The following is a 12,687-nucleotide window of genomic DNA, read 5'->3' on the forward strand; positions in this document are numbered from 1 at the left end:
TGTATCTGCGGTCGTTGCGGACAGGCCCATTCGGAGCTGATCGAGTTATGACCTGGTGCACGCATAAGTGCCTCTCCTGATGCCCGGTTCTGAGCAGGCTTGGCGCCTAGGCTGGCTGGGTGTCCGAGGATGCCGGACAGGCCCGAGAGCGTGTGCGTGAAGGCCGCGGTGAACGGCTGATGCCGGAAGCAACACCTGATCACCGACGGGCTGCTCGGCTTCCGACGCCTGCGCATCCGATGGGAACGCAGGGCCGACATTCACGAAGCCTTTCTCAAACTCGCCTGTTGCCTGGTCACTCACCGGCAACTCGGCGTTTTGCGGTGCCGTCGGTAGAGGTCATCACGCGGCTGGGCGCTGCGACGATGCAGATCTGCTCGGGGAGCATCCAGTGGCCTATGAAATGTCGACATCATGCTGCAGTTCACACCTGTCGCGCTGGAGGTGCAGCCGGTGGAGGTCTTGCAGGGCAGCGATGGGAAAGGAGTGCTGAACCCACTTCGCCCGAAAGCCGTCCTGTCGTGATCGCCCGTACTCGGTGCACGGATGCGTCGATCAGCATGCCTTCTCCGGCCCGGATGACACGAGCGGGATCGCACAGCGGCGTCATCCTCGCTTGATCCGGCCACGAATGGCGAGAGCTGCCAACCCAAGAAGAATCGGCTCTGAGAACCGTGAGGCCATCTCTGTGTACGTTCCCCAAGTGGTCAAGTCCTGATCACTGGAACGAAACACCACCGAATTTAGTACCACCCGCACAGACTTTTCGAATCGATTGCTCGTAAACCGAGATGATATCGCCAGCGTCAGCTCAGGATCCGGTTTGTCAATCACAGTCTTGACTGTGTTTCCCAGCTGAACTCGTTGGATCTCCTGTTTCGGTGTTTGGTCGGGAATTCCAAGGCCCATCATGAGGATGATTGTTGTAGCCATGGCTGCAAGGAGCCAGGAAAGCGCCCTCGATGCACGAAGGCCGTAGCCCGAGAAAATCCAATAGAGATTTAGGAGGATTGTTTCTCCGAGCGGGAGGGTTCGATTGTGGCGACGCATTTCCATCTCACCGTAGTAAAAGTCTGCTGCGCCTGGTTCATCTTTCGCATCCTCTCTGCATTTACGAAGCTGTCGGTAAATCTCCGTGAGCCTTGCGAGGCCGAGGACCTCGTCGTGGCTTTCGGGTGATTCACCCCACCCGTCACGAAGGGAGGAGGAGTGGGTTTCAAGAGATCTCCATCTTCGTTCTTCTTCTATTACCTGGCGCGAAGACCAGCGGTATGGAAAAAGGCCAACCTGGCGCCACCCTCGAGGTGTGCGACGGAAGGTGCAGTTTCCTTCCAGGCGGATTTGGTCGAGATTGAATGCGCCAGCAAATATGCAGTCCGATAGGTCGACGTCCGAGAATGTCAGGAACGAGGCGTCTGTTCCCTCCATTGAGGACACGCTGACGCTGGGATCCTCCATTGTGGGAATATCTTCGTCGACTGGGAGGTCGTATGAGATAAAGGGTGCAGGGTGCGCCACTACAGCGAGCGGTTGGGTCAGCACCGTCTCCGTCAAGTACACCTGTGCATACCTAAGCCTGAGAACGGTGGGTATGTCCCAACGGGTTCGGCGACAAAAGAGGATTTTGGCTGCGACGTCAATTCTCGCGTCACTTCTGAATTCCGCCTCGTTGAGAATGAGCACGAGGCATACTATGCTTCCGAGGCTGGCGTTCTTGTTGAACTGGCACGACAAAAATGAGATCACAGTAGAGCAGCGGACCCGGGCGAAGATTGCGCGATCCTTGAATTCCGACCTCATGAGCGAGAGCTCGTAATGCTCTGAAGCCGTAAAGTTTGCGACGTCAAAGAATTTAACGCCGATAAAGAGTGACTTTCCTTCAAATTTGGCATCGAAGAATGAAGCCTCCGATGCGAAGATTGCGCCGTCAAAGTCCGAATCCGCGGAGAATCGGGCGCCGGCGAAATCGACCTCCCCATGAAAATGCGCCGACTTGAAAGAGCATCCTTTTGAGAATACGGCTCCCCGTGCCCTGACGTCGTCGATGAAAACTGAATCATCAAATATGGCCGTGCCGAATTTAGGTGGTTGCTCAGGGGTTGCTCTCAGTTTCGCCAGGATCTGACTGAAGACGTCTCCTGTTATTGTGGTTCCGCTCAAATCGATGCCCGCTCCGGGGGTGAGGCTGTTCAAGTAGCTTTGCTGGTCGCTGGGGCTCATATGGGCCAGGCACTTTCCCTCGCTGCCAAGTCGTATTCCTCGGCAGCCGACAGGATCCTCCTCTGTAGCTCCTGTACCGCAGTAACTCCACGATGGGGGCATGATCGTCATATGCCGATCACATCAGGATCGGCGGGCTGGGCGCAGTAACTTGTCCGATCTTGACGTGCTGTACCGCGCCTCCGGACGTCACTGCGGGCTCTTCGCGGACCAGGGGCGGCAACCAAGCAGGGCCTCGTGGAGCCGCTGCCAGACGCCGGCGTCATTCCAGTCGCGCGGTCGACGCCAGCACGCGACCGCGTCCGCCAGCGGGACCGGCGCGGCAGTCCGGCCCAGTTGGGCCAGCGCGGTGGGTATGGGAGAAGATGCAGGAGCAGGCAAGGACTCGCCAGGTGTTCATGGGACTTCGACACTCACATGATCACTGAGGCCGTGCCTGCACTGCGTCCGCCCGCCCGAACCGGGATGTCCCCTCCAAGGACGGGCCAGCACGACACTCCGGACGAAACGTGATCACGCAACGGCCCCTGGCGAGTCGACCGCCTTTCCATGCCGACTGGACCTGACTGCCGCTCGCGCGGGATCTGGCCTGCCGCTCGGGGGAAAGCGGCAGGCCAGATCCTGCTCCACAGGGTCACCTTTGCCCGGAGAGCGGGTGTTGGGCCGACAAGATCGCCCAATATCACGCCCATCAACAGCCGTTGATAACTGCCATGTTCGTTCCATCTCCTCGTGGCCTACATATTTGCCCAGGAGGAACATGCGTGTCAGGCGTAGAAAGCGCTTTTATATTCACAGCACAGTAAAGCTATCCTTTACCAAGCTGTACGTTTTGAGTGCTTGAGTCTCGACTTCCAGGGACGACAACCTTGAATCCTTGACAGGTTGGTACCAGGTATTGATCTGGTAGGACATCCCGTCAGCGTTGAAGCCGAGAAGCAAGGCATGCCAGGGCACGTCCTGAAGGGTGAAAGTGTATTCCCAGACGACTGCCGGCCAGCCGCGGAACGTGGCCTCCGTCAGACGGATCTTCCGATAGTCCATGCCTCCGTGGGCATTCTGTTCCGAGGTCTGCCATGTGTCCATCAAGTCGCCGCGGGCCATGGAGGATTTTCCGACGACTTCCTGTTTGCCGTCCGGCGAGGTGTAGTGCACCTCGTTCCCTGTCTTTACGTCCCGCCGCCAGCCTTTGGGCGGGACCCACGCGAACTGTCCGGCCTCGTTGGTTGCCCCCACGGGCAGCGTGGGCGCCGCACCGATGACGACGGGCGAGTTCGCCACAGTCTGGCTGTGCACATAGGACGAGGTGCCGAACCCGGCGCCGAAGACCAGCAATACGGAAGCGGCGACGGTCAGCCAGTTCTTGCGGACAAGACTGGTTGCGCTCCTGACCTTGGCGGTCGAGATGCGCTTCACCTTTTCGGCCGGGCGCTTATCAGTCAACTCGATGTCGAACAGTGAGGCAATGTACCTGCGCCACAGCGTTGTGTCCTTGCGAAGCCCGTGTTCGATGATGTAGTCCATTGATTCCAGGTTTTCGTCCCTGGAATCGGTCAGCGACGCCCAATAGCGTTGGCCGAATTTAGTCATGGCCGAGTACCTCAGCCCCCATCAGACGTGGTTGTGGAGTCCTGGCCTGGCTCCAGAGCCAGGCCGGTGGAGTGGCCCCCGCTGATCGCTGCCTGGATCGACTTCACACTGCCAAGTTGTCGGAGCAGCGCCGGTGCCGAGGCTCCCACCGCTACTGCCGCTGATGCCCCTGTCAGTTGAGGGGAGAAGATCCATCCTGCGCTCGCGCCGAGGGAGAGCCGGGTCAGTGCTGCCAGAGCATCGGATGGCACGTCAATATACTTGCCAAGTGGCGGCAATTGGTCTCCTGTCTTCTTCTTCGACAAGGAGCGATGGCGGGCCGCTTGCCATGCCGTGATGCGCCTGTAGAAGACCACAATCTCCACTAAGAGGCCGCCCAGTGCACCACACATGATGGACGTCGTCCACTGCACAGTCGCCGCCCCCTCGGCAGTACTTCTGGCTGAGTGTGTTCAGCATTCCAGAGCGGAGGTTTTCGCGGGAGGGTGACGGCACAGAACCTCCTGTGATCCTTTTTCCACTACTGACTTCGGCTGGTCAGGGGGCGTGGATCAGGGGCCGTTGCGTGATCACGTTTCGTCCGGAGTGTCGTGCTGGCCCGTCCTTGGAGGGGACATCCCGATTCGGGCGGGGCGGACGCAGTGCAGGCACGGTCTCAGTGATCATGTGAGTGTCGAAGTCCCATGAACACCTGGCGAGTCCGTGCCTGCTCCTGCATCTTCTCGCTCGGTCACCGGCTCATCCCCGGCGAAGGCCAGAACCGACATATCGGCCGGGTGGACAGCGGCAGATCTTCGTATTCGGGCACCACTGCGAGCACACCGCCACCATCGTCCTGAGCAACACGGTTAAGGCCCGTCGAATACCCCCGAAACCACACCACACACCAGTAGTCAGACGCGTCCCCTCACCCGCCCCACGCCTCGGGCAGAACCACCTGAAGCGAGCCCTCCGGACCTATGCGCAGTCAAGCCGGGGATCAGGCACTAAGAGGAATCGCCCCTTGTCTCGGGTCTCATAGACTGATCTCCAGCGGCGCGGGGCTGCCGAATGGAGCACCGTGACCGAGCCGCAAGGGCAGGACCCCACGCCGTGGGAGCTACTGCGGGCCATGAGGCAGATGCGCGACGACTTGCGCGCGGACTTCGCTGCCCTGGGCGCGCGGCTCGCCGAGATGGTGACGAAGATCCAGTACGAGGCCGACCGTCGCGCCGACGAGCTGAGGATCAAAGCCATCGAGGACGACATCGCTCAGATAGAGCGCGAGCGCGAGGCAGAGCGCCAAGATGCCCGCGGCGTACGGCGGTTGGCACTGACAGCTTTGATCGCCCCCATCACTGTGGGAGTGATCGTTGCGATCGTGACCGGCAAGCTCGGACTGTAGGCTCATCACAGCAGGCGCGGGGGAGAACTAGGAACGCGCCATGCCTGATCTGTGGCTGCCGGGGGCCGAACGGCACCCCCTCAGCGACACCGCACCAACCGACAGCCAGTACGACCCTCGCGTGATCTGGCACATCACCTGGGACAAGAACGCCTCCGCTTCCAAGCCCGCGGCTCTCGTACCATTCGACACGCTCGTGAGGTACTTCAGCGCCGGCGGCAAGGGAGTCGCCCCGCACCTCCTGTGGGATCCGTTCACGGGCCGGATCGCCCAGTTCTATCCGGCGAACAGCCGAGCTAAGGCACTCGTCGACGCCGCTGGCGGTACCCGCACCAACCGGACCGGGCGCGTGTGCCTGCAAGTCGAGACCCTCTTCTTCCCCTACTGCCGGTTGGACTCGAGGACGTTCGCGACTGTCCGGGACACCCCGGCCAAGAGCCTCGACAAGATCCTCACCTGGGCGCGGAGTTGGGGTGTGCCTGACGCCTGGCCGATGGGCACCCCGACGTGGAAAGCGAACCGCAACGAGCATATCTGGGAAACGCAGGGCGGGCACTACGGCCACGGGCAGACCCCAGAGAACCGGCACACTGATCCCGGACCGATGCCGGACTGGCCCGGCACCACGCCGGGGCCGCCGGCGTTCCCCGGCCGGAGCGCGTTCGGCCCCGGCAAGTCGAATACCTCGATCCTCCTGCTGGGCCAGCAGCTCGTTCGGCGGGGCTTCGGCCATCACTACCGCGTTGGCCCGTCCCGCGACTGGGGTGAGGCGGACCGCCTCAACGTCGCCGCCTTCCAGCGCGCCCAGAAGTGGACAGGTTCCGACGCCGACGGCTACCCCGGCCCGGAGACCTGGCGCCGTCTCTTCGCCTGATTCCCCTCAGCAATACAAGGAGCACATCCCCATGAACTTCTACGCTTCGTTGCTGCGTACGGGAGTCCCGGCCGCGGTCGGCTGGATCGTCGCGGTGGCCCTCCGTCACGGTCTTGATCTCGACGCAACCGCCGTCACGGGAGTCCTGACTCCGGTCGCCACCTTCTCCTACTACGGCGTCTTCCGGTTCGCCGAGGAGCACCTGTCGCCTCGGTTCGGCTGGCTGCTCGGCTACGCCCGCCCGCCCAAGTACGAGAGCACGTCGCTCACACTGCCGCGCATCTAATCCAGGAGGAGGTGACGTCTAGCGGCCCGAGAGTCTGGAATGGAAGAAGACCCCCGTCTCACAACGGGGGTCTTCGACCTCTTGGAGACTCCACCCTATCGCCTCTCTGACGGGGTCGGACTCTGCTTCCACGCTGGTTACAATCTATATGCGGACGTGACGTGAGCTGGAGGCGATGGAGTGGCAGAGGGTAAGGCGTCGGCGGGAAGGAAGCCGTACCTGGCCGGCGGAGCTGAGTTCGCCGCACTGTACGACGTGAAGCGGCTCCAGGTCAGCCAGTGGATCAGTCGGGATCGAACGCTCGATTACCGCTACGCGAAGATCATCAGCGGGTCGCCGTACTGGCTGCTTCAGTTCGTGAAGGGCTTCGGAGAGACGACCCCGCGTCCGAAGCATCTCAATCAGACGGAGCTTGAGCGGCTGACCAAGGAGCAGGACCCCGGCTACTGGGTGCGGGAGGTCGAGCAACTCCCTCCGTTGGCAGGTCAGGCTGAGTTGGTGGCTCTGTTCCGGTTGCCGTCGGGCGCGCTGCTGCGGAAGGCGATGAGTACGGGCCGGTTCCGGCCCGCTGATTACAACCTGTCCGGATCGCCGATTTGGCTGCTGGAGCCAGTCGTTGCAGATGCGCCCGCACTGCAGGCGGGTGCGCGCGGTGTGGACTGGGCCATCGATGAGGAAGTCTTGGCTGCCCTACGTGACGGCAGTTACGACGGGCCTGGATCCAGGATCGTGCCGCGAGGCAAGGCGGCGAACAAGGCTGCCGAGTAAGGCCAGGTCAGAAGCTTGCAGCCCTTGATTCAACCCTCCATTGCATATAGAATGGAAGCGCACTCGAAGGGGTGCGCTTCATTCGTGTAAGGGGGATCGTGCGGAGATCCAGGGGGCCGCCGGAGGATGGTCGGCGGCGTTATCGATCGACAGCTCCCGCGTCTGAAGATAGATTCCAACACTTCAATGTGCTAGATCTATCCTTGGAGGGGGAGCCTTGCTGATCGAACAGCCGCCGTTGTTCGGCACCATCCAGCCCGTTCGCCACCCCGCCGACGTCGGCAGCCTGACGATCCAGCAGAGATTCGAGGCGTTCCACGCTCTCAACCCCTGGGTTCTCAGGGCGCTGGCCCGGATGACCGCCGACTGCGCGGAGAAGGGGTTCGGCCGCATAGGCATCGGGATGCTCTTCGAGCTCCTGCGCTACCAGTACGGCGCGGCGACCCGAGGCGACGAGTTCACGCTGAACAACGATTACCGCTCCCGGTACGTACGGCTCCTGTTGGCCGAACACCCGGAGTGGTCAGCCCTCTTCGAAGTCCGGGCCCTGCGCACGGACTGACCACGACCTCTTGGAGCCAGATCGTGAACGCACCGGCGGGTACCGCAAAGCCGCCCGCAGCCCAACTGAAAACACGCAAGCCGACGGGGATCGTCCCCTGGCCCCTCCTCCTCATCGAGGGCGAGGAGGGCGCGGGCAAGACCTACTCTGCCGCACAGTTCTCCAGCAGCGACCGCATCGGTCAGATGTACTGGATCGACCTCGACGAGGGATCGGCCGACGAGTACGCGGCCATCGAGGGCGCCAACTATCTGATCATCGAGCACGACGGCACTTACCGAGACATTCTCGAACAGGTTGAGGCCGTGCACGCCGAGGCCAGGCGCGCGGCGGCAGCCGGAGAGCCCCCCGTCGTCCTGACCATCGACTCGGGATCCGCACTATGGCGGATGCTCACCAACTGGACCTACGAACGCGGTCGCCGGACACGCAAGAACCGCGCTCTGCTCCAGGAGGATCCGGACGCAGCGTTCGACATCGGCCGGAATCTGTGGAACGACGCCACGGAGCGGTGGAACAGGATCATCTACCTGTTGCGCACACTGCCCGGCATCGCCATCGTGCTGGCCCGGGGTAAGCAAGTCAGTGCCACGGACGACAACGGCCAGCCGATCCAGAACAAGAGCGAGTGGAAGGTCTCGGCCCAGAAAGACCTTGGCTTCGACTCGTCGTGCTGGGTCCGCATGAAGCGCAACGCCGATCCCCAGGTCATCAAGGTCCGATCGCTGCGGATGCGTGTCGAGCGGAACAAGCCGCTGCCGCTGCGGGACTTCAGCATCGAGGACCTGGTCTTCAACAAGCTGGGCTGCTCCGTCGAGTCTCAGCCGCGCATCATGCCCGCGCTCGTCGGCGATCTCGTACAGCCCTGGCTCGCCCGCATCGCCGGCCTGACCGACAAGAAGCTCCTTGAGGCACTGTGGCGGACCGTCCCAGATCCGGTGAACCGCCTGAGCCACGACGAGATCCTCACCATCCGGGCCGCCGCCGAGCAGCGTGCCGCCGAACTCGACAGCCCCCGGCGGGAGATGGGGGAGGGCCCACTGTCCGACGCTGACAAGCTCCGTGCCGCCGCCCAGCGCAAGGCCGACGAGCAGGACGCGGACGCCGAGCAGTGACCGCCCACGCTGACCTCTTGGAGAACCCCCTATGTCCGTAGCCACCGTCGACGGCATCGCACCTTCCATCTGGGATGCCGCGCACGACGTGGACGCCCGCCGCCCGCGCTCTCGTCAGACACAGCTCGGCGCGTCCGACACCGTGTGCGGCCGACGCGCCGCCTACATCCTGCACGGCGTCACACCGACCGATCACCCGGACAAGCGAGCGGCGATCCTCGGGACATTCATCCACCACGGGCTGCTGGAGTCGGCACGCACGGAGTACGGATGGCTGGTGGAACGCAGCGTCCAGGACAACCTCATCCGAGGGCATGTCGACGTCGTACAGCTCGACGCGGCGACTGCCGCTCGCCTGCCCGCTCGTCACCGGCCAGCGATACCCGCCGACGTCCTCACCGTGGAGGACGTGAAGACCAAGTCCACGTATCTGTGGGACCGCGTTCTTCGCTACGGGGCGACGGCCGCCGAGCTGCGGCAGGTCCAGCTGTACGCGGGCGCGCTGTTCGAGGTCGGGTTCGAGGACGTTCCCGGCCAGCGGTACCTGTCCCGCCTGGGACCACTGAACATCGGTCGTATCCGCTTCCGTTTCATCAACCGGGACTCCGGTGCGGAGCACGTCCAGGAGATCGACTTCGACCCGCAGCGCGCGGCGGAGGCCCAGTGGTGGGTGGAGCGTGTGCGCGAGACCGGCAACCCCGAGGAGATGCCCCGCGACTTCAACGGCCCCGGTCTGGACGCCATCTGCGACTACTGCCCGTTCCGCTCCCTGTGCTGGCCCGGGACAGCTCCGGGCGTGCCCGAGCAGACCGCGCTCATCCGGAACGACGCCGACCGTGAACAGGCGCTCATCGACTACATAAAGGGACACGAACTCGCCAGCGAGGGCGACAGGGTCAAGAAGTTCGCCCGCAAGAAGCTCGACCAATCCCCTGAGGGGATCTACGGCCCCAACAAGCTGTCCTGGCGCGGAGGCAACGACGAGGAGAAGGACGACGTGGAGGCGATGGTCGACCTGCATGAGGTCGCCGGAATCCCGGTCCCGATGACGCCGGATGTCAACCGCATGGTCAAGAACCTCAAGGACGCAGGACTGGCGATCCCCCGGCGGAAGACCGGAAAGAAGACGCCCGCGGTCATCAACATCGCGCCGGCCTGACCCGGTTCCGATGAGTCTCAGCCCCGCCCGGGAGCGACCGGGCGGGGCGTCCCGTCCTGCCGCCGTGTATGTACCGCCCAAGGGGAACCGTGTCCATCCAACTGATGATTGCTGCGGCCTACTTGCCGCCTGACGTGCTCAGCCAGAGCCAGAAACTCGCCCTCATGAAGATCGCGGACAGTGCCGACGACGAGACGCGCCTCGCGCGCCCCGGTCTCACCCGTCTCGCGGCATGGGTCGGCGTGACCGACAAGCGCGCCATCACCATCGTCACGGAGCTGATAGCCAAAGGACTTGTCGAGCGCGTGGAGACCGGCAAGGCGGGACGCACGGCGGTCTATCGGGTCTTCCCACTCGGGGTACCGCCCACACCGACCACACCGGAGCTCAAGGAGCGCCTGGAGGCCCGCAAGGCTGCCCCGAAGAACGCCAAAAAGGTCCGCTCCGGAGTTGCACGTTCGGCCCCGGCGAAGCCTGCGATGACCTATCAGGACGTCGAAGACCGCGAGGCCGCTCGCCGAGAGAAGGTCGAATCGCCGCAGGTCGAAGCTGGGTTTCCCTCGTGGAACCCAGGCGAGGAGGCAGGGTTCCACGAGGGGAACCCGGGCGGGCAGGACAGCCGGGTTCCACCCGTGGAACCCGGTGAGTTTCACGGGGGGAACCCACTGGGTTCCAGCGGTGGAACCCCTTCCTTTCCTGGTTCTTCCTCTGTTCTTCCTTCCCCCCTTACCCCCGCGGCCGACGCCGCAGGGGAACCCGCGTCCGCTCCGCCTGACGACTTCATCCAGGAGGGCGGGGAGCCGCCCAGGGGCTGTGCGAAGCACCGGGGGCGCCCTGCTGCCTCCTGCCGTGGGTGCGGCACCAACCCGCGCGCAGGGCGGCAGAGGGAGCAGGAGAAGGCCAAGGATGAGGAACACCGGGAGCGCGGGCGCTTCTGGGATGAGTGGCACGAGGGCGCCGCCAGGCGCCGTCGACGGGTCGAGGAGCATCCGGAAGCGACCGAAGACGCGCGCAGAGCTGCGCGTGAGGCCGTACAAGCGCGGAAGGGTGGCAGCCAGAGAAAAACTTAGACGCCCGAATGAAAATTTCACCAGGAATATGGACATTCCTGGTAATGCATATAGAATAGAACCACAGGAGGGGGAAGGTCCCCTCTCGACCGGAAGGACGACATGACCTACCTGCCCATCCTTCGCCGCGGCCACAAGGGCGCGCTCGTGCTCGACAGCAGCGGCGCCGCCCGCGAGCAGCTCCATTGCCTCGCCGATCTCTATCGCCAAGACCCCGAGGGCGTCGGCGACATGCTCATCCAGATCGCCGATCTGAAGGACCTGGTCGAGTGTGAGCGCAACGTGGGCGGGCTCGGGCGCGCCAGGTCGGTGCGGGATGAGATCGTCGGCGAACTCCTCAACGACATAGGCGGCGCGGAGATCCACCTCGACCACCGAGAGACTCATCAGGCGCTCATGCAGACTCGCGACCTTGCTCACCAGGCGCTGGATATCGCCGAGGTCGCCCATCAGCGTGTCGACGAGCTGGAAGTGCGGACCGCGCTCGTGCGGCAGGCGCGCGAGGAGCTGCGCAAGAACCCCCGCCTGGTCTTCGTCACTCGCCTTTGGTGAGTGCGTCAGCGTGCGTCGATCTGCCCCAAAGTAGATCCCAACTCTGTACTGTTTGACTGCACACGACCTCTTGGAGAAGGAACTGTGAGCAACCACCCGGCGCCGATGGCTCCGATGCCCGTGCACAACAACACCGACGACTCGCTGTGGCGGACCCTGTGGAACGCGTACGAGCCGGTCATCACCGCGCTCCGGCGCATCCCGCTCGTGACCAACGTCGAGTCCGGGAACATGTTCGCCATCACCGCCGAGCTCACCGACGGCTCGCATCTGTGGATCTCCTCGGTCGAGGATCTGCCCATCGACCCGGGTGCGCTGGAGGGCTTCCACGTCAAGCGCCTTCACGACGACATCCCGACCATCGACGAGGTGGTCTACGACTCCACTGACAGCGGAGAGCAGTCGGAACACGGCAATAACATCGTCCCGCTCCTGCAGGCCATCAAGGCCTTCGTAACCGAGCGGCGCCTTGCGCCTTGCGTCATCGACTTGGTCTCCGTCCAGCTCCAGGCCGTGACGGCGCAACACCAGCCGCTGTCCGAGCTTCTCCAGGGCCCGTTCAACGACCGCCAGGCGGCGGTCAAGGAGTACGGCTACGCCACGCAACAGATGGCGGAGGAGGGCTGGACGTGTGTCCACACGCAGGGCGGCACGGACTGGCCGCTCACCGTGTGGGAGCTGAACGGTGAGGTCGCCACCATCTACCTCGCGCACGTCGGGCAGGCGATCGTCTGATGGCGGGCACCGAACCGGTCCCGTCGAGCACGGCGGAGGAGACCGGCAAGCGCCGTTGTGCCTGCATCTTCGCCCACCCGCAGGACGACGTCGAACGAGCCCGGGTCCAGGCGGCGCTGGACAACGCACTCGTGACCAACGACGCCCACGCGGTGTTCGTGGCCTGCATGCAGCTTCTGCCGCCCTGCCCGACTACCTCCGTGGCCGTGGCGCAGTGACCGTCATGTGCGCGCTACTCGCGCTCGCTGTCGGAGTCGGCTCTGTCCTCGGCGTGATCGTCATCGAAGAACTTCGCTGGGAGACCCGCAGCCGGGTCCCGCGCTGCATGACCTGCGGCGAACTTCACCACCGCCACGCCGCCCACCGCTGACC

The 12,687-nt window shown here is 63.7% G+C and carries 13 protein-coding genes and 1 pseudogene; 12 read left to right on the forward strand and 2 right to left on the reverse strand.

What is annotated here, in order from left to right; all coding sequences use genetic code 11:
- Positions 1-210: 210 nt before the first annotated feature.
- Positions 211-336, forward strand: a pseudogene (locus QF037_RS31825) (IS5/IS1182 family transposase); the annotation flags it as partial.
- Between the two features lie 270 nt (positions 337-606).
- On the opposite strand, the gene QF037_RS31830 reads toward QF037_RS31825, so the two are convergent.
- A complete protein-coding gene (locus QF037_RS31830) occupies positions 607-2,193 on the reverse strand; it encodes a pentapeptide repeat-containing protein (RefSeq protein ID WP_307031126.1) in 1,587 nt (528 codons plus the stop codon).
- A gap of 819 nt (positions 2,194-3,012) precedes the next feature.
- A complete protein-coding gene (locus tag QF037_RS31835; RefSeq protein ID WP_307031129.1) occupies positions 3,013-3,810 on the reverse strand; it encodes a hypothetical protein in 798 nt (265 codons plus the stop codon).
- 1,060 nt (positions 3,811-4,870) lie between these two features.
- On the opposite strand from QF037_RS31835, the gene QF037_RS31840 reads away from it, so the two are divergent.
- From QF037_RS31840 to QF037_RS31890, 11 genes are all read left to right on the forward strand, one after another.
- Positions 4,871-5,194: a hypothetical protein gene (locus tag QF037_RS31840; protein ID WP_307031131.1), complete on the forward strand. Its 324-nt coding sequence runs from the start codon at positions 4,871-4,873 to the stop codon at positions 5,192-5,194.
- Positions 5,195-5,234: 40 nt separating this feature from the next.
- Entirely contained in the window at positions 5,235-6,068 is an 834-nt protein-coding gene (locus QF037_RS31845) for a peptidoglycan-binding protein (protein WP_307031133.1), read from the forward strand.
- A gap of 31 nt (positions 6,069-6,099) precedes the next feature.
- Positions 6,100-6,354 carry a hypothetical protein gene (locus tag QF037_RS31850; protein ID WP_307031135.1) on the forward strand — a complete coding sequence of 85 codons (255 nt, stop codon included), beginning with the start codon at positions 6,100-6,102 and terminating at the stop codon, positions 6,352-6,354.
- Between the two features lie 180 nt (positions 6,355-6,534).
- Entirely contained in the window at positions 6,535-7,122 is a 588-nt protein-coding gene (locus tag QF037_RS31855; RefSeq protein WP_307031137.1) for a hypothetical protein, read from the forward strand.
- Positions 7,123-7,339: 217 nt separating this feature from the next.
- Positions 7,340-7,684, forward strand: coding sequence for a hypothetical protein (locus QF037_RS31860; protein ID WP_307031139.1), 345 nt, complete (start codon positions 7,340-7,342; stop codon positions 7,682-7,684).
- A gap of 23 nt (positions 7,685-7,707) precedes the next feature.
- Positions 7,708-8,799, forward strand: a complete 1,092-nt coding sequence (locus QF037_RS31865; protein WP_307031142.1) for an AAA family ATPase — start codon at positions 7,708-7,710, stop codon at positions 8,797-8,799.
- 31 nt (positions 8,800-8,830) lie between these two features.
- Positions 8,831-9,958 (forward strand): PD-(D/E)XK nuclease family protein, encoded by a 1,128-nt coding sequence (locus QF037_RS31870; protein WP_307031144.1) that lies wholly within the window; start codon positions 8,831-8,833, stop codon positions 9,956-9,958.
- A gap of 89 nt (positions 9,959-10,047) precedes the next feature.
- On the forward strand, positions 10,048-11,028 hold the full coding sequence (locus QF037_RS31875; RefSeq protein ID WP_307031146.1) for a helix-turn-helix domain-containing protein: 981 nt from the start codon (positions 10,048-10,050) through the stop codon (positions 11,026-11,028).
- Positions 11,029-11,130: 102 nt separating this feature from the next.
- The gene (locus tag QF037_RS31880) at positions 11,131-11,580 is read left to right on the forward strand and encodes a hypothetical protein (RefSeq protein ID WP_307031148.1); all 450 of its coding nucleotides are present in this window, start codon (positions 11,131-11,133) and stop codon (positions 11,578-11,580) included.
- Between the two features lie 84 nt (positions 11,581-11,664).
- On the forward strand, positions 11,665-12,315 hold the full coding sequence (locus QF037_RS31885; RefSeq protein ID WP_307031150.1) for a hypothetical protein: 651 nt from the start codon (positions 11,665-11,667) through the stop codon (positions 12,313-12,315).
- The gene (locus QF037_RS31890; RefSeq protein ID WP_307031152.1) at positions 12,315-12,533 is read left to right on the forward strand and encodes a hypothetical protein; all 219 of its coding nucleotides are present in this window, start codon (positions 12,315-12,317) and stop codon (positions 12,531-12,533) included. Before QF037_RS31885 ends, QF037_RS31890 begins: the two co-directional genes overlap by 1 nt.
- The last annotated feature ends 154 nt before the right edge of the window (positions 12,534-12,687 follow it).

Origin of the sequence: Streptomyces canus (assembly GCF_030815415.1) — a bacterium.
Taxonomy (GTDB): domain Bacteria; phylum Actinomycetota; class Actinomycetes; order Streptomycetales; family Streptomycetaceae; genus Streptomyces; species Streptomyces canus_F.